General features: G+C 61.6%; 13 protein-coding genes and 1 tRNA gene. 9 read left to right on the top strand and 5 right to left on the bottom strand.

Annotated elements, in window-relative coordinates:
- Positions 1–115 precede the first annotated feature (115 nt).
- The 8 genes from M3089_RS01810 (at position 116) to M3089_RS01775 (ending at position 8,795) form a co-directional block, all read left to right on the top strand.
- A complete protein-coding gene (locus tag M3089_RS01810) occupies positions 116–289 on the top strand; it encodes a hypothetical protein (RefSeq protein ID WP_249081422.1) in 174 nt (57 codons plus the stop codon).
- Positions 262–2,172 carry a beta-galactosidase gene (locus M3089_RS01805; protein WP_249081421.1) on the top strand — a complete coding sequence of 637 codons (1,911 nt, stop codon included), beginning with the start codon at positions 262–264 and terminating at the stop codon, positions 2,170–2,172. The genes M3089_RS01810 and M3089_RS01805 overlap by 28 nt, the downstream gene beginning before the upstream one ends.
- 81 nt (positions 2,173–2,253) lie before the next feature.
- The gene (locus M3089_RS15885; RefSeq protein WP_249081420.1) at positions 2,254–2,778 is read left to right on the top strand and encodes a hypothetical protein; all 525 of its coding nucleotides are present in this window, start codon (positions 2,254–2,256) and stop codon (positions 2,776–2,778) included.
- A gap of 5 nt (positions 2,779–2,783) precedes the next feature.
- On the top strand, positions 2,784–3,719 hold the full coding sequence (locus tag M3089_RS01795; RefSeq protein ID WP_249081419.1) for a polysaccharide deacetylase family protein: 936 nt from the start codon (positions 2,784–2,786) through the stop codon (positions 3,717–3,719).
- Positions 3,716–5,170 (top strand): sialate O-acetylesterase, encoded by a 1,455-nt coding sequence (locus M3089_RS01790; RefSeq protein WP_249081418.1) that lies wholly within the window; start codon positions 3,716–3,718, stop codon positions 5,168–5,170. Before M3089_RS01795 ends, M3089_RS01790 begins: the two co-directional genes overlap by 4 nt.
- 663 nt (positions 5,171–5,833) lie before the next feature.
- Positions 5,834–7,789, top strand: coding sequence for a glycoside hydrolase family 97 protein (locus M3089_RS01785; RefSeq protein WP_249081417.1), 1,956 nt, complete (start codon positions 5,834–5,836; stop codon positions 7,787–7,789).
- 303 nt (positions 7,790–8,092) lie between these two features.
- A complete protein-coding gene (locus M3089_RS01780; protein WP_205107066.1) occupies positions 8,093–8,338 on the top strand; it encodes an XRE family transcriptional regulator in 246 nt (81 codons plus the stop codon).
- Between the two features lie 226 nt (positions 8,339–8,564).
- Positions 8,565–8,795, top strand: a complete 231-nt coding sequence (locus M3089_RS01775) for a hypothetical protein (RefSeq protein ID WP_249081416.1) — start codon at positions 8,565–8,567, stop codon at positions 8,793–8,795.
- Positions 8,796–9,126: 331 nt separating this feature from the next.
- Here M3089_RS01775 and M3089_RS01770 read toward each other — a convergent pair whose 3' ends face one another.
- The 4 genes from M3089_RS01770 to aroQ form a co-directional block, all read right to left on the bottom strand.
- Positions 9,127–9,759, bottom strand: coding sequence for a cyclophilin-like fold protein (locus tag M3089_RS01770; RefSeq protein ID WP_249081415.1), 633 nt, complete (start codon positions 9,757–9,759; stop codon positions 9,127–9,129).
- 166 nt (positions 9,760–9,925) lie between these two features.
- Positions 9,926–9,996, bottom strand: a tRNA-Gln gene (locus M3089_RS01765).
- A gap of 100 nt (positions 9,997–10,096) precedes the next feature.
- Entirely contained in the window at positions 10,097–10,729 is a 633-nt protein-coding gene (locus tag M3089_RS01760; protein WP_205107072.1) for an O-methyltransferase, read from the bottom strand.
- Positions 10,730–10,774: 45 nt separating this feature from the next.
- Positions 10,775–11,197 carry a type II 3-dehydroquinate dehydratase gene (aroQ, locus tag M3089_RS01755; protein WP_205107074.1) on the bottom strand — a complete coding sequence of 141 codons (423 nt, stop codon included), beginning with the start codon at positions 11,195–11,197 and terminating at the stop codon, positions 10,775–10,777.
- A gap of 270 nt (positions 11,198–11,467) precedes the next feature.
- Between aroQ and M3089_RS01750 the strand changes: the two genes are divergently transcribed.
- On the top strand, positions 11,468–12,403 hold the full coding sequence (locus tag M3089_RS01750; RefSeq protein WP_205107146.1) for a site-specific tyrosine recombinase: 936 nt from the start codon (positions 11,468–11,470) through the stop codon (positions 12,401–12,403).
- Between the two features lie 338 nt (positions 12,404–12,741).
- Here the strand turns inward: M3089_RS01750 and M3089_RS01745 are convergent, their stop codons facing one another.
- Positions 12,742–16,830 carry a fibronectin type III domain-containing protein gene (locus M3089_RS01745; RefSeq protein ID WP_249081414.1) on the bottom strand — a complete coding sequence of 1,363 codons (4,089 nt, stop codon included), beginning with the start codon at positions 16,828–16,830 and terminating at the stop codon, positions 12,742–12,744.
- Positions 16,831–16,899 lie beyond the last annotated feature (69 nt).

Here is a 16,899-nt window from a genome sequence, read left to right as displayed (position 1 = left end):
CGGCTTGGTGGCTGAGGCCACGCCGGGTGTGCCTCCCGGCGTTTGCCGGCAGGCATTGCAGCGGGCGCTAAAAGCGCATGCAAACAAATGCCAATAACCAAACAACCTAACTGAGATGAAGAAAACGACATTCGTGGCGGCCCTCATGCTGGCCCTGGCCGGCGGCAACGCCGGTGCCTACGACTTCGACAAGCCCCTCTACGGGGCCGCCTATTACAGCGATACACACCCACCGACCGCCTCGACGAGGACATCAGGCTCATGCGCGAGGCCGGCGTCACAGTGGTGAGGGTGGGCGAAAGCACGTGGTCGCTGTTCGAACCGCAAGACGGGGTGTTCAGCTTTGAGTGGATGGACCGCATACTCGACCGCCTGCACAAGGCCGGCATCAAGGTGATACTGGGCACGCCCACCTACTCGATACCGGCATGGATGGCCGCCCGCCACCCCGAGGTGCTCTCGCAAAGGTGGGACGGCAAGCAGGAGCATTACGGCATACGGCAGAACATGGACATATACAACCCAACCTACCGGCGATACTGCGAGCGCATCATACGCAAGATGATGGAGCACTTTGCGGGCCATCCGGCCATCATAGGTTACCAGGTCGACAACGAGGTCGAGGCCCGCAAGATTGGCAACCGCGACTATTTCGAGGGCTTCCGCGAATACATCCGCAGTGAGTTCGGCGACAGCCTGGCGGAGCTCAACCGCCGTTGGGGACTCAATTACTGGGGAATGAACATCAACACTTGGGACGAGTTCTACGACCGCCCGGGCGTGACCAACCCGTCGTACAAGCTCTGGTGGGAGCGGTGGAACCGAAAGGTGACGGCCGACTTCCTCAACTGGCAGGCCGACATCGTCAACGAGTACCGACGGCCCGACCAGTTTGTCACCCACTGCTTCATGCCTTACTTCTACAACATAGACCAGGTTGAGGCCTTCCGACAGATGGACTATCCCGCCATAAACATATACTACACCATGCAAGACGCACAAGACGGCATGTGGATTGCCTATGCCGGCGACTTCATGCGCCCCGTGTGCCGCCGCGGCAACTTCCTCGTCACCGAGACAAACGCGCAGGGCACGGGCTGGTCGAGCCGCGACCAGTACCCGCCATACGACGGACAGCTGCGCCAGAACATGTATGCCATGCTCGCCTCGGGCGCCAACATGGTGGAATACTGGCACTGGGCCACCCTGCACTACGGGCAGGAGACCTACTGGCGCGGCCTGCTCGGACACGACGGGCAGCCAAACCGCGTCTACGCCGAGTTCACCCGGGGGGCCGCGGAGCTCGAAAAGGTGGGCAAGAAGCTCGTAAACCTGAAGAAACGCAACCGTGTTGCCATGCTCTTCAGCCACGACTCGAAGCACGCACTCGACTTCATGCCATACACAAACGGCGACCAGTACAAGGATTACATGGTGTATGAGGCCCTCTACAGGCAGAACATAGAGTGCGACATCCTGTCGGTCGACAAGGTGAACGACTTCAGCGGCTACGACATGCTGGTGGTTCCGCCGCTCTATGTGGCCACCGACGAGACGCTGCAGCGCATCAGCGACTTCGTGGAACAGGGCGGCGAGGTGGTCATGCTCTACAAGAGCTGCTACTGCAACGAGGACGACGCCGTCAGGCCGGTGCTCGCCCCGGGGCCGCTGGCGGCCGCCTGCGGCTTCACTTACCAGGAGTTCTCGTCGATACGCAGGCTCAACCTGCGCCCCAACGACATCGGGGCTGCCGACAATACGGTCGGCACGTGGATGGAATTCCTGTGCCCCACCACGGCCAAGCCGCTGGCCTACGCCGACCACGAGTTCTTCGGCAAGTGGCCGTGCGTAACCGAAAACAGCTTCGGAAAGGGCCACCTGACGTACATCGGGGCCGTGCCGTCGCAGGAACTGCTGCAGAAGCTCATCGCCCGCGCGGCCGACCGCAAGGGCATCGCCACCGCCGAGCGCAAGCTGCGCTTCCCGATTGTGCTGCGCTCGGGCACCAATGGCGACGGCCGCGGCGTTCACTACATGTTCAATTTCTCGGCCGTCGAGCAGACCGTGGCGTGGCCTTTTGCCGACAGCGAGTCGCAGCTCGACGGGCAGAAGCTGTCGCGCGGCGCGTCGGTTAAGGTAGGGCCGTGGGGCGTTGTCGTTGGCATTGAGTGACGGCCGCCCCCTGACTGGGGCGCCGCAGCTATGCATCGTGCGCTTGTTTTGGCGTGTCATTACTACTGATTTTATCTATATATGAATAAGAATAAGTTTGTCTTGGCGCTCTTTGCTGTTTGCGTTGCGGCGGCGAAAGCGCAGCAGAGCGTGCCGCAAGAGCGCATGCAAGAGATTTACAATGAGGTTAAGACGCCTTATAAATATGGTGTCGTGATGGAGGCGGCGGCCCCGAAAGACATGGTAGACTGCCCTACGGTGTTCCGCGACGGCGACCGCTGGTGCATGACTTACGCCTACTACGACGGCCGCGGCTACGAGACTTGGATGGCATACAGCGACGACCTGCTGCACTGGACCGACTGGACGGGCGATGTCTTGGTGCGTCCGTCGGAGCAGTACGACGCGCGTTACGCCCACAAGAGCTGCGTGCTTAAGCACAACGGCGTGGTCTATCACTTCTATTGTGCCGTTGACAACAACAGGAAACGCACCATTGCGCTGGCCACGAGCCGCGACCTGAGTGGGGCGAAGGCTGCCGACGGCAAGGCCGCCGCGGGCGGAAAGAAATATGGGGTGACCGACCCCAAGAACTCAAAAAACTGATGCAGATGGTAAAAAAGGCATTTTTGATGGTGCTCGCGGCGTGGGCCGGCGCGGCAACGGCACAGGAAGTGCATGTTGCCAAGTACTACGGCGACCGCCGGGCGGCCGTGACCTACACCTTCGACGACGGGCTGCTGGAGCACTACACGCGCGTTTTCCCCGAGCTGCGCAAGCGCGGGCTGAAGGCCACCTTCGGCATAATAGGCAGCAAGGTGGGGCGCGACATGAAGGGAACGCCCTGCCTCACGTGGGCCATGCTGCGCGAGATGGCCGCCGACGGGCAGGAGATAGCCAGCCACGGGTGGGAGCACCGCAACGTGACAACGCTCGGCCCGGAGGCCCTGCGCCACGAGATAGAGCGCAACGACAGCGCCATCCGCGACAGCGTGGGGGCGTTTCCGCTCACCTATTTCTATCCCGGCAACCGCAAGGACAGCCTGGCCGTGGCCAGTTGCGAGGCAGGCCGCGTGGGCAGCAGGCTCAGGCAGGTGAGCATGGGCAGCAAGCGCGACTCGGCGTGGATGCGCCGCTGGGCCGACGCCCTGGTGGAGCGGGGCGAGTGGGGCATTGCCATGACCCACGGCATAACCACGGGTTACGATGCGCTGGGCGACCCTTCGCGCTTCTGGGCGCATCTCGACTATGTGGCTTCGCTGCGCGACAGCCTCTGGGTGGGCACGCTGGCCGAGGTAACGGCCTACGTGCGCGAGCGCGACAATGTGCGCCTCGACACGGTGAGGCGGCCCGGAGGCATCGTCGTTATGCCCCGGCTGGCGCCCGGCTTGGCCGAATGCCGCCACCCGCTCACCCTCGTGGTGCTGTCCGGGCGCCCGGTGAGGGCCGTGCAGGGAGGCAGGCCGCTCAGCGTTAGCGTGCGCGCGGGCAAGTCGCTGGTTGACTTTGACCCTCATGGAGGTGAAATATTGATTGAAGAAATATGAAGAGACTGTGTTTTGTTGCGGCCGCCCTGCTGATGGCTCTGGCGGCCGATGCCAAGCTGAAGCTGGCCGAAGTGTTCACCGACTGCATGGTGCTGCAGTGCGACAAGCCGCTCAGCGTATGGGGAACGGCCACCCCCGGAGCCGAGGTAAAGGTGAAAGTGGGCCGCGAGACAGGCAAGGCCGTGGCCGCCGCCGACGGGCGTTGGAGCGTCAGGCTGGCCCCGCTGCGGGCCTCGGGCAAGGCCGTGGCCTTCAGGGTGAGCGGCGACGGCGGCCGCATAGAGCTGGGCGACGTGCTCGTGGGCGAGGTATGGCTCGCCTCGGGGCAGTCGAACATGGAGTATTCCATGGCCAACCACCCCAGGTACGCCAAGCCGCGCAAGGGCGACCCCGACCGTTTGCGCCACGAGTACGAGCAGGCCGGCAACCCCATGATACGCCTGCTGTATGTCAGGAAAGACCTGAAGAGCGACACGCTGCCCACTGCCGGCTGGCAGCGCATAAGCCGCGAGTCGCTCAAGCCATTCTCGGCGGCGGCCTATTTCTTTGCCAAGGCACTGCAAGACAGCCTCGGGGTGCCCGTGGGGGTGGTGTCGTCGTCGTGGGGAGGCACCCCCATCGAGACGTGGACGCCCGCCGGGGCATACCGCGAGAGCCCGCTGTTCGGCTCCGCGATGGCCGGCAACCGCCTCAAGGCCAACGGCCAGGAAGCGGGATGGCGCTACCGCAAGATGATTGAGCCCATTGCCCCGATGGCTATGCGCGGCGTGCTGTGGTATCAGGGCGAGACAAACCTCATCATGGGCGACACCGACATATACACCGAAAAGATGAGGCTGCTGGTGGAGTCGTGGCGAAAGGCGTGGGCCGACAGCTCGCTGCCGTTCTACTATGTGCAGATTTCGCCAATGCTGTATTCGGGCCGCAAGGCCGACCCCGTGGCCAAGACATGGCAAGACCTGCCCCGTTTCTGGGAGGCACAGGCGCGTTGCGCCGAGGAGATTCCGCTCACGGCGATGGTGGTCACTACCGACATACCCGAAGACCTGGCCGACATACATCCGCCATACAAGTGGGTTGTGGGCGAAAGGCTGGCCCGGCTGGCCCTCAACAAGACCTACGGGCGCACCGATGTGGTGTGCGGCGGGCCGGTGGCAAAAAGCCTCTCGGTTGAGGGCGACAGCATTGTGGTTGAGTTTGAAGGCACGGCCGGCGGACTGGCCACGCGCGACGGGAAGGCCCCCGACTGGTTTTACGCGCTTACGAAAAAGGGCCGCTACTCGAGGGTAAGGGCCAGCCTGCGCGGCAACAAGGTGTATATAAGCACCGACGGACTGGCCCGGCGCACCGAGATACGCTTCGGTTGGGACGAGACGGCACAGCCCAACCTCGTCAACAGCGAGGGTTTGCCGGCCCTGCCTTTCAGGCGCAAGGTTAGCCTGGGGCGCTGACGGCATGCCGCCCCGGCCAGCATCGCGGGCCCGGGGCGCGCTTGTGGGTGGTTCGTTCCCGTGAGGCTGCACTGCGGCCTGCACGGGAACGAACTGTTAAAAACGGCGAACAATGTTTACAACAGCCCCTTCGAGAGCGGCGCCTGCGGCCGTCGGGCGCCCGACGGCCGTAAATGCGCCATCCTCGGAGCACTTTCCGCAAATGGTTGACCCATAGGCGGTTGCGCTCCGAAGGTAGCGCATTCTGCTCCCGTTTGGGCGGAAAAACACGCCGAAACAGGCCGGAAAGGCCGCCCCGACGGCCGTTTTTGAGCCATGAAACATGCCTTTCGGGGCCGCAAAACGGGCCGTATTGCATTGCAGTACGGCCCGTTTTGCCCGCCGACAGTGGCCTTCCGGCCGTTTTGCCACCGCCATGCCGGCGTGCGTCGGCCGCCAAACGGCCATCCGATATCTGTTTCGCAGCCTTGCCGAGTGTTAATTTTCGGTATGTTTTGTTTACACCGCTACATGGCGTGGCAGGCCCTGCTGCACACACCCGGTGGGCATGCTGCATGATGGCATGGTGCATTGAAGGCTCTTTTTCTTTGCCGTTTTCACTATTTTTCTTATATTTGCATGCAAAAACGGGCTATTAATTTACAGATAATACATACTGTCTATATGAAACATACATTACTTTCCATTGCGCTGTCATTGCAGGCAGGCATCGCGGCCATGGCCGCAACCAACGACGTGGCTTCGCCCGACGGGCGGCTGGTGGTCACAGTCGGCGACGAGGGCGGGCGCATATTCTACTCCGTAAAGTACGACGGCAAGCCCATGATCGAGAAATCCAGCCTTGGGCTGAAGGCCAACATAGGCGACTTCAGCACCGGGCTCAGGGAGCGGGCCGTGAGCACCAAGCAGACCGACACCACCTATACGATGCGCGGCACAAAGTCTTCGAAGGTGCGTTACGTGGCCAACCAGATGGGCATTATCTACGAAAATGCCGGCAAAGACCTGATGACCGTCACGTTCAACGTGTCGGACAACGACGTGGCCTTCCGCTACACGTTCCCACAGCAGGGCGAGACGGCTTGCATGGTGGTCGAGTCTGAGGCCACGGCCTTCCGCCTGCCGGGGCAGTCGACGGCATTCATAAGCCCGCAGTCAGACCCGATGATAGGCTGGAAGCGCACAAAGCCCAGCTACGAAGAGGTTTACTCGGCCGACGCGCCGCTCACCGACAAGTCGCAGTACGGGCAGGGCTACGTGTTCCCGGCGCTGTTCCGCGTGGGCGCCGACGGCTGGGTGCTACTTAGCGAGACCGGCACCGACGGCGGCTACGTGGGCTGCCACCTGAGCGACTACGACCCCCAGGCGGGCTACCGCATAGCCTTCCCCATGGCCGGCGAGGCCAACGGCTTCGGCTCTACCACCGCCGCCATGGCGCTGCCGGGCAGCACCCCGTGGCGCACAATCACCGTGGGGGCCACGCTGAAGCCCATCGTCGAGACCACCGTGGCCTACGATGTGGTGGGCCCCAAGTATGAGGCTGCCGCCGACTACAAGCCCGGGCGCTACACGTGGAGCTGGCTTGTATGGCAGGACAACGCCACAAACTATGACGACCAGGTTAAGTTTGTAGACCTGGCCGCGGCCATGGGGTATGAGTATACGCTCGTCGACGGGCTGTGGGACAAGCAGATAGGGCGCGCCAAGATAGAGCAGCTGAGCCGCTATGCGCAGTCGAAGGGCGTGAGCCTGATGCTGTGGTACAACTCCAACGGCAACCAGAACGACGCGCCGCAGGGGCCGAAGAACTGCATGAACACGGCCGTGGCGCGCAAGCGCGAGATGGCCTGGATGAAGAGAATTGGCGTGAAGGGCATCAAGGTCGACTTCTTCGGGGGTGACAAGCAGCACACCATGCAGCTGTATGAAGACATACTGAGCGATGCCAACGACTACGGGCTGCAGGTGATTTTCCACGGGTGCACGCTGCCGCGCGGCTGGGAACGCATGTACCCCAACTATGTTTCGAGCGAGGCCGTGCTTGCTTCGGAGAACGTAATCTTCTCGGAATCGCACGCCAAGCGCGAGCCGTTCGACCTCACCCTGCACCCTTTCTGCCGCAATGCCGTGGCTGCCATGGACTGGGGAGGCACGATAATGAACCGCCGCATGTCGCGCGACAACAAGTCAAGGCACAGCCGCTATACGTCAGACGTGTTTGAGATGGCTGCCGCAATAGTCAACCAGGCAAGCCTGCAGTGCATCGCCCTGCAGCCCAACAACCTCGGGGAGCTGCCCGGCTTCGAGCTCGACTTCCTGCGAGGGGTGCCTACGGCGTGGGACGAGACGCGCTTCGTCGACGGCTATCCGGGCCGTTACGTGGTGCTGGCGCGCCGCCATGGCGACACGTGGTATGTGGCAGGGCTCAACGCCACCGCCGAACCGATCACGCTGAAGCTCAGCCTGCCGATGATGGCCGGGCGCAAGGTGGACTGCTACACCGACCGGAAGGCGGCCGAAGGACAGCTGCCCGACGCCCAGGTGAAGCAACTGAAGGTGGGCGGCAACGGCACGGTGAAGGTGACCATGCAGCCGTCGGGCGGACTTATAATGATGTGACAGCGTGGCACCCCGGCACGTCTGCCTGTTGTCAGCAGGCGTGCCGGGGCGCCACGGCCTGTGGTGCAAGCCTCCTTCCATGTGAAGGAAGCGCCGGCAAAGCATTTGCGCGATTTGCAAATGTTAACCAAAATATATATAATTTACATGGGAGATGATAAGCATAATTACAGGAAAAGTTCGTATCTTTGTATGCGAAACTTTCCTGAACCGAGGAAAATGAGATTGCGGCCACGTGCCGCTTGCAACGTGAATTAATATGAATTAAGTTTTGTTAGTAACCTGAATAACAAGTAAAAGGCCATGCACATAGGGAAAAGGATAAAGGAAGTGCTTCGTGAGCAGGGGCATAATGTAAGTTGGCTCGCTGCTCGCATACCTTGCGAACGCTCGAATGTGTACAACATCTTCCGTCGTTGCAACATTGACGCAGGGCTGTTGTATTCCATATCATTGGTGATGGAATACAACTTTTTTGCCGATTTGTCCACCGTGTTCGAGCGCGAGGCGAGCTCAAGTGATAAGGCCGTGGTCAGCAGTGTGGCTTAGGCCATGGGCTTTGAAGGTGCCGCTCTGGCAGCCGGCCGGGGGCTGCGGTGGCGTTGGTTGCGCCGTCGGGCCATGCAGCGGGCTTGGCAGTGCCGGCAAGCAATGCCTGGGTGCATAGGCATGGTCAGGCGTATTCTCTCTTCGGCAGGCCGCGCGGATGGTCGAAACCCTGCGGTTTGCTGTATTTGTACTCTAAGTTTATATGATTGAAATATACTGTTGAAGTATGATGCATGTTGGCAATCGGATAAAGGAAGTGCTAGAGGAGCAGGGCCACAATGCCTGTTGGCTCGCCTCGCAGATACCGTGTGAGCGCTCGAATGTGTACAACATATTCAAGCGCGAGAGCATCGGCATCGACCTGTTGTTCCGGATAAGCGAGGTATTGGGGCACGATTTCTTCAAGGAAATATCCGATGAGATAGTCAGGGAGATGGGTGCCGGGAATGGCAAGTAGCGCCACGCAGTGGCTGATGCGGGCCTTGCGGCCCGTCGGTGGCAGCCCTTCGGTTGCCAGGTGTCGTTGTCGCGGCCTTACGGCGGGGCGTTGCGGCATTACAAAAGATGGCATCCTTCCGCCCTCTGGCGGCGATGCCATCGTGTTGAATGTACCCTATTTGTCTGTTTGTGTTACCCTGATTATGTTAGATTTTCATTTGTTTTGAGAGACGGGCCGGCCGCAGGTCTGGCTCCGAATGTCGCTTATGGCTGCTTGCGGCCTGTCTTCGAAAGAGACGATTACATTAAAAATACAAGTGAGGTCTGAAAAAGTTATGTCGTTTTCTCGTTCATTTGGTTATCTTCTTTGTTTCGGCCTGCCTGTTGGCAAAGGCCTTCCTGACAATGTAGTGGCCGCGTTCCAGCCTGTCGAGGCCTGCTTCGCCCTGTTGCCGGAGCACCATCCGGCCGTTGGCGGTATACACTTCGGTGTACAGCGGCGGGCTTGCTTGTCCGGCGTCTGCCACCGATGACGCCTCCGGGAGAGCCAGGGTCACGGTCACGTCGCCCTCGCCGAGCGTCTGCCTGAGGCCTTCGGCCGTGGCGTTGTCTATGTGTCCGAGCCTTGTGTAGTCCCAAGTGTTGCTCCCATAGAATATCACTATCTGGTTGCCTTGGTGCAGAACGATGTCGCCCGGCTGCGTTGTCGTCCGATTGTCTGAGCGCGGCAGCGTGAAGCCAAGGGCCCCCACCTTCTCGAAGTCGCCGTAGTCGCTGAGCCGCAGCGTCAGTCCGCCGTCATCGAGTCGCTGCCTCAAGGCCTCGGTAGCGTCGTTGCCATGCATCGTTGCCGTCATTGTGTGGCCGTTGGCGGTGATGGTCATGGCATAGCCTGGCTGGTTGTCGTTGCTTTGCGCCATCGAGTTGCTCGATGCAACGAGGCCTGCGGCCATGAGCGAGAGCAGTTGTGGTTTAATCCTCATGTGCTTGTCTGCTTAGCTTTTGCTTTGTTTTCGTGTTGCAAAGTTACGCATTTAAACATTCAGTCCTTATATACGGATTAACTGAAAAGATACCAATTTTACGGAAAAGGGCATGTATAAATAAAAAAGAGGGCCCGAAACCCTCTTTTATGCCTGCGGCATTGCGTTGTCCAAGGCGGATTCGAACCACCACAAACAGAACCAAAACCTGTTGTGCTACCATTACACCATTGGACACTGCGGGTGCAAAGGTAACGCTTTTCGGGCTAATTTCCAAATTTTTCAGCTTCTTTTTTCGCGTCGCCATCGCCGTTTCAGGCCTGCGTTGCGGTTGGCGTCAGAGCTTCCTTATTATGGTGAGCCCGTCGCGCAGCGGCAGTATGACCCGCTCCACGCGGCTGTCGGCGGCGACGAAGTCGTTGAAAGCCTCGATGCCGTGGGTCTGCTTGTCGCGGTCGTAGGCCCGGTCTACCACGTGTCCGTCCCACAGTGTGTTGTCGGCCAGGATGAATCCGCCGTGCCTTACCACGCCCAGTGCCATTTCGTATGCCTCGATGTATGTGCGCTTGTCGCCGTCGATGAACGCCATGTCGAACACAATGCCCAGCCGCGGGGCCTCGGTGATGGCGTCGCCGATGGCGAACACGATTTTGTCGGCCACGTCTGAGCCTTCAATCCAGGGCCTTGTGAAGTCTTCCTGCTCGTCGTTTATCTCGTAGGTGTACACCTTTCCGCCCTCGTCGAGCCCTTCTGCCATGCAGATGGCGCTGTAGCCGCTGAACGTTCCCACCTCGAGTATGTTCTTGGGGCGTATCATCCTTACAATCATCCTGAGCAGCCTGCCCTGCAGGTGGCCGCTGGCCATGCGCCCGTGCAGCGTGTGCAGGTGGGTGGCCCTGTACAGCCGGTGCAGGTAATCGCCTTCGGGGTCGATGTGGCCGAGTATGTATTGCTCCAGTTCTTCGTTCATATCTGTTGTCGGTTGGTGGCTTGTAGAGCTGCCGTGGCGGCCCCGTCACTGCCTGTTGACCAGGTAGTCGGTGGCCAGCCTGTACGAGTCGAGGCCGAAGCCGCATATCACCCCGGCGCAGACGCACGATATGTAGGAGTGGTGCCGGAACTCTTCGCGCTTGTGAACGTTGGAGATGTGCACCTCGACCACGGGGCACCTGAGCGACCGGATGCAGTCTTGCAGCGCGATGCTTGTGTGGGTGTACGCCCCGGCGTTGAGCACAATGCCGTCTGCCGAGAACCCCACTTCCTGCATTTTGTCTATCAGTTCGCCCTCGATGTTGCTCTGGTAGTAGTCTATCTCCACGCCGGGGAAGGCGGCGCGGAGCTTAGGCAGGTATGCCTCAAACGAGCTGTCGCCGTAGATGCCCGGCTCGCGCACGCCGAGCAGGTTGAGGTTTGGGCCGTTGATTATCTGTATTTTCATATATGGAAATTATTTGTTAACTTTGCCATGGCTACGCGACGTGCCCCCTGCCATGCCGCTGCCGGCTGCCTTGGCGGCCTGGTGCAGCGTGGCGGAGCCCTGGATGGCTGGGCCCGGCAGGCGACGCCCGTGGCCGGCAAAGTTAATAAAAATATTCCATACGGCCGCGGCGCCCGGCATAAAACACGCCCATGGCTGCACCGGCAGTGCGCCCCGGGGTGGCATGGCGGCGCTTGCTGGCCCGCAGGAAGTATGAAAATGATTGTTATGATGGAAAAGAATTGCAATACAGATGCTGACATTGTGCGCAGCTACATGCGCTACCTGAAGCTGGAGCGCAACTATTCGCCCAACACCCTCGACGCCTACCGGAGCGACATACAGAAGCTCATCGACTACCTGGAGCCGTCGGGCCGCAGCGTGCGCGAGGTGACGGCCGACGACCTGCACGGCTTCATTGCCACGCTCCACGACCTTGGCGTGGGCGCGGTGTCGCAGTGCAGGGTGCTCAGCGGGCTGCGGTCGCTGTTCAGGTTCATGGTTCTCGACGGTTACCGCGACGACGACCCGACGGAGTTTGTGGAGTCGCCCAAGACAGGCGAGCACCTGCCGGAGGTGCTCTCGGTCGACGAGGTAGACCGAATGGAGGCCGCCATCGACCTGTCGAAGCCCGAGGGCCACCGCAACAGGGCCATCGTCGAGGTGATGTTTTCGTGCGGGCTGCGCGTGAGCGAGCTCATACAGCTGCGCCTGTCAGACCTTTATATGGACGAGCAGTATGTCCGCGTGCGCGGCAAGGGGGCCAAGGAGCGCCTCGTGCCCATGTCGGGCAGGGCCGTGTCCGAGCTGGCCAACTGGTTTGAATGGCGCCGGCTGGTTGACATCAAGCCCGGCGAGGAAGACTATGTGTTCTTGAGCCGACTTGGCAAACGGCTCACCCGCACCATGGTTCTCATCATGGTGAAACGGCTGGCCGACGCCGCCGGGATAGCCAAGAACATCAGTCCGCACACGCTGCGCCACTCTTTCGCAACGGCATTGCTCGAGGGTGGGGCCGACCTGAGCGTCATACAGGAGCTGCTGGGGCACGAGAGCATAGGCACGACCGAGATATATACGCACATAGACATGACCAAGCTGCGCCGCGACATACTCGAGCACCACCCGCGCAACCTGCGGGGCGACGGTGGCCGCGGGGCCGACTGACGGCATGTGGCGCAACCGGCAGCGGCGGAAAAATGATGACATCGTGATTCTGTCTCGCCGTTGCGGCCAACAGCCTGTGCCACAGGTAGTTGGCCGCCAGTGCCGCGTGGTGCTGCAAAACGGGTCTTTTAAGGATGCAAAACGGGCCGTTCCACATGATGGAACGGCCCGTTTTGCGTTGCGATATCGCCCTTGCGGCTTTGCGGGGAGCGCAGCGGGGTATCGTTTCTTTACACCTTGTGCAGTGTCCGGCTTATGCCGACAGGGCCCCGCCGGCCGTCGGTGCGGCTGCGGGGCCCCGTGTCCAGCGTGGCGCCGAGGCGCCTGCGGCGGGCCCGTCAGATGCCCACCTTGATGGTGCGCTCGCTGTCGCGGCCTGTAATCTTTATCACGAGCACTTGCCCGGCGGTGCTGCCCAGCGGTATGAACACGTTCTCGGCCGTGTCAACGTCGTATGCCTTTACCATCTGCCCGGCAGAGTTGAAAATGCGTATGCTGCCAATGTGGGCGCGCTCGGGGTTGACAATGTTGAGCACCCCGCCCTTGACAAACACGCTGACGCCGCTGATGTCGGCCGTGCCAATGCCCGAGAGCGTGGTCGTGAAGCGGTTTTGCGTGGCCCAGCGGCTCTCGTTCAGCTCGCATTCGGCCATGACGCTCCACAGGTAGGAGGCACCTTCCTCGAGCCCGGCAAGCTCGTAGCTCGTTGCCGTCAGTCCGTCGACCTCGGTCCATGCCGATGCGTCGCTCTTGCGCCAGTGCAGGTTCCAGCGCAGGTTTCCCTCGCCGGCCTGCCACGACAGCATGGCCGTTGACTCCGAGATGTTGCTCACGGCAAGGTCGAACGGCGTGACGCACTCGGGCAGGGCCGTCGTGGCGAAGGCCACTTCGTCGCTCCACAGGCTCGAGTCGGTTGCCGAGCAGAAGCTGCGCATGCGCAACCTGTAGTCGGTTTGCGGCTCAAGGCCCTCTATGGTGTATGTGTTGCCCGTCACGGCAGCCTCGGTCCACTCGTCGCTGCCGGCCCTGGCGTATGCCAGCCTGTAGCTCTCGGCCTCGCCGGCCCATGTGGCCGTGGCGCTGTTGTAGCCCGGGCTGACGGCTATCTCCGTAGGCGGGAAGCACGTCTCGGCCAGAGTCGTGGCCGTGGCCGTGGGCGTATAGGCGCTCGTGTCGGCCTCGAGCGTGCTGCATTGCGACTGCACGGCGTAGTCGTAGGCGGTGGCGTCGTCGAGCCCGCTTATCACAAACGACGTCCCGGTGGTGGCGCGTTGCGTCCAGGCCTCGGTGCCGGAGCGGCGGTAGCGCACGTTGTACGACTGGCCTTCGCCGTTCCAGCTCAGCGCGATGGCATATTTCTGCGGCTCGGCCCTCAGCCCTTCGGGCATGGGGCAGCCGTCGGCCGCGAGCGTCGTCACGCGGGTGATGGTCACGCGGGCCGTGTCGCCCGGCTCGCAAACCTTGGTTATTCCAATCTCATAGTCGGTGCGCGGCTCGAGCGAAGTGAACTCATGTTGGGTCTGTTCGGTCTCGATGTACGGCTTGGCCGTGTCGCCGGCGCGGCGTATGAAGATGTAGCTGCGCTCGGCAGACGTCTGCCAGCTCACCTTCACCGACGTCTCGGTGGTGTCCGACAGGGTGATGGCGCTCACGTCTTGCGGGCATGTCGGTGTAACGGCCACAGAGTCGAGCTTAAGCGTGGCGGGCCGTCCGTCGGTGCTGCTGATGTAGAGCGCCGGCCTCACCATGCCGCTGTAGCCGCGCAGAGGCACGCTGATGGAGCCGCTGGCGCCCGCCTGGGGCAGTTCGGTTGCGGCAAAGGTGCTCACCACGTCGGCCTCGTTGAACGTCTCGCCGTCGCGCGACACCACCACGGCATAGCTGTCGTCGGTGCCCTGTCCCTGCTGCATGTTGGTGAGGTAGAGCGTGAGCACGTAGTTGGCCGAGCCGTCGTCCATGTCGAGCGTAGGCATTACGAGCCACTCGTTGCAGGCGTCAAGGCTCGACGGACTGAACATCAAGCCCCTCATGAAGCTGCTGCTGCTGAACTGCCATGCCGTGCGGGCGCCGTCGTCGAACACCGTCGGGGTGGCCAGCACGCCCGAGCGGGGCTCCCATCCGTCGGGAAGCTCGGTGGCGTCGAACCGCTCGGTGAACGGCATGGTGTAGCCCGTGCGGAACGTAAGCGTGTCCGACCATTCGCTGTGGGTGCTCGCGTCGCACTTGGCGCGCAGCTGCACGTCGATGTATGTCAGGCCCGGCAGGTCGGCAAACGTGAACGGCTTGTTGAGCACCTGCACCGTCTGGCTCCACTCTTCGCTGCCGGCCGGCTTGTAGCGCAGCTCCCATTCGTTCTCGTTGCCCTGCCGTGTCCAGTCGATGGAGGCCACGTTGCCGGCCACCGAGCCGTCGACGGTGTGCAGGTCGATGGGATAGTCGCAGTCTTTCTTTTCCTCGACAGTGAAGTTTTTGATGGTAAACGTTGGGTTGGTGAAGGTCTTCCATGTTATGCGGACTTTCACTTTGTCGCCGGCGAAGCCGTCGAAGGGCATCCGTATCGTCACGTAGCTGTCAAGGTCGGCAATGTATGGCCTTGTGGCGGGGCCCATGCCGTATATTGTGGTGAACTGCTCGCCGTCGGCAGACACCTGTACCAGCACGGTGTCGTTGGCCTCCCAGTTGTTGTATGGGGCGTTGACGCGGCCCTGGTAGCACGTCATGTTGACGTCCATCAGCACCCGGTTGGAGCCGTCGGCCAGCTTTATCCACGGCGATGTGATGCTGTGCTCCACCCCGTTGGTGTGGTCGGCCTGCATCACGCGGCAGCTTATGTTGTACGGCCCGTTGTATTCCTGGCCCAGGTTGAACCCGTCTTCGTCGGCCTGCCAGCCCATCGGGGCCACGTTCTGCTGCATTTTCGAGAAGTCGGGGCTGTAGGGCACCTCGCCACCGGTGGCCGTTGTGGCCGTTGCCGAGGTCGACGAGTACTGCCCGTCGGGGCCAATGCTCCATGCCATGAGGTAGTAGGCGGTGTTGGGGTTGAGCCCTGTCACGCTGATGCCGTCGCGGGCCTCGCCAGCATAGACCACCGTTCCGCCGCCCTCAATCTCGTCGCCGGCGGCGAGGTTGCCCGTCGGTGTGCCGAAGGCCCCTATGCCGGTGATTTGCCGGAACTGGTCGTAGGTGGGCTCGGTCGTCATGGCCACGAGCACCCTGTCGCCGGCTGCATTGGCCCGTATGCCTACGGTCATGGCGTCGATGTCGCTGGCTTCGGCCTCTACAGACGCCGGAGCGTCGGGCAGTGTCGTCGTCGTGGCCTGCAGCGGCGTTTCGGTGAGGTATTTGGGGCCGTACATGCACAGCGAGTTGGCAGCCATGACGCACACCGTGTATTGCCCCGCTCCGCTGAGCACGTCGGGTGTCGAGAATGCCGTCAGCGTGTCGTAGGCCACCACGAGGGCGTTGCCTATGCTGTCGCCTGCGGCATACTGCACGCCGTCGGCAGGCATTTCATCCATCGACTGCCCCTCGGTGACGAGCACCAGGTAGTGGTCGGCGCCCGCGGCCGGGGTGAACGATCCCTCCACCCGGGTGCTGTAGCTTTGCAGCGTGAGCCCGGTGGGCTGTGCGGCAGGCTTCTCGCAGTCGGCGGGCGGTGTGAACGTGTATGTCTGGCCGTCGGCGGGATAGTTGTCGTTGTTCCATGTGATGTTGGTGGCGTCGCCGGTAGATAGCGTGAAGTCGGTGTATGAGCCGCCCAGCTGCAGCCGGTCGTCGCCGTCGCCCTTCAGGAACACCTTCATCGAATAGTACGCAGGCATGTCTTCATTGTCGGGTTTCCAGCCGTTGAACACCATCTCTGCCCGTCCGTCTTCGTGCAGCCTTATCTGCAGTTGCACCGTGACGTATATGGGATCCCAGTTGCCTACGTCTATGCCCAGGTTCTTGTATTGCACCGTGAGCGTGCGGTTGGGGGCCTGGCCGTCGGTGCGGTAGCTTATCTCGGTGCCCTCGATGCGGCACGCCTTGCCCCTCGACACAGCGCCGAGGGCATTGCTCACGTCGTCGTTGCTCATCAGGTTGAAGGCGTTCGGTGCCGAGTTGTTTACCTCAACCCGGTCGCGGCCCAGCAGCAGGTAGCCGTTGGCCCCGATGGCAAACCTGTTCATGGCCTGGTTGTTGAACTTGAAGTCGAAGCCGATGGGCATGCCCGTGACCACCGTGTCCTTCGCTATGGCGTGTCCTTCGCCGTCGAGCACGGTCTCGTTGAGGGCCTCGCCTTCTGGCAGTAGGCCGATGGCCTTTCCGCCGGATATCTCAGTATACCGGCCTATGGAGCCTGAAACGTCGTAGGCGGTAGTCACTTGCGCCGTTGCCGCGAGGGCCATCAGCATGGCAGCCACCGCTGAATAAAGTCTTCTTTTCATACGCTTTTGCATTAGTTGTTTCCTTTGTGGGTGTGGGCCGGCCGTGGCTCGGTGCGGCCATGCCGGCCA

The organism is Marseilla massiliensis, assembly GCF_023336985.1.
GTDB lineage: Bacteria > Bacteroidota > Bacteroidia > Bacteroidales > Bacteroidaceae > Prevotella > Prevotella intestinigallinarum.
This window is presented reverse-complemented; position numbering and strand designations above follow the sequence as displayed.

Coding starts and splice junctions, on each gene's coding strand:
- M3089_RS01775 (WP_249081416.1), top strand. CDS start 8,565: ATGATGCATGTTGGCAATCGGATAAAGGAAGTGCTAGAGGAGCAGGGC.
- M3089_RS01805 (WP_249081421.1), top strand. CDS start 262: ATGCGCGAGGCCGGCGTCACAGTGGTGAGGGTGGGCGAAAGCACGTGG.
- M3089_RS01770 (WP_249081415.1), bottom strand. CDS start 9,759: ATGAGGATTAAACCACAACTGCTCTCGCTCATGGCCGCAGGCCTCGTT.
- aroQ (WP_205107074.1), bottom strand. CDS start 11,197: ATGAAAATACAGATAATCAACGGCCCAAACCTCAACCTGCTCGGCGTG.
- M3089_RS01795 (WP_249081419.1), top strand. CDS start 2,784: ATGGTAAAAAAGGCATTTTTGATGGTGCTCGCGGCGTGGGCCGGCGCG.
- M3089_RS01780 (WP_205107066.1), top strand. CDS start 8,093: ATGCACATAGGGAAAAGGATAAAGGAAGTGCTTCGTGAGCAGGGGCAT.
- M3089_RS15885 (WP_249081420.1), top strand. CDS start 2,254: ATGAATAAGAATAAGTTTGTCTTGGCGCTCTTTGCTGTTTGCGTTGCG.
- M3089_RS01790 (WP_249081418.1), top strand. CDS start 3,716: ATGAAGAGACTGTGTTTTGTTGCGGCCGCCCTGCTGATGGCTCTGGCG.
- M3089_RS01785 (WP_249081417.1), top strand. CDS start 5,834: ATGAAACATACATTACTTTCCATTGCGCTGTCATTGCAGGCAGGCATC.
- M3089_RS01760 (WP_205107072.1), bottom strand. CDS start 10,729: ATGAACGAAGAACTGGAGCAATACATACTCGGCCACATCGACCCCGAA.
- M3089_RS01810 (WP_249081422.1), top strand. CDS start 116: ATGAAGAAAACGACATTCGTGGCGGCCCTCATGCTGGCCCTGGCCGGC.
- M3089_RS01750 (WP_205107146.1), top strand. CDS start 11,468: ATGGAAAAGAATTGCAATACAGATGCTGACATTGTGCGCAGCTACATG.
- M3089_RS01745 (WP_249081414.1), bottom strand. CDS start 16,830: ATGAAAAGAAGACTTTATTCAGCGGTGGCTGCCATGCTGATGGCCCTC.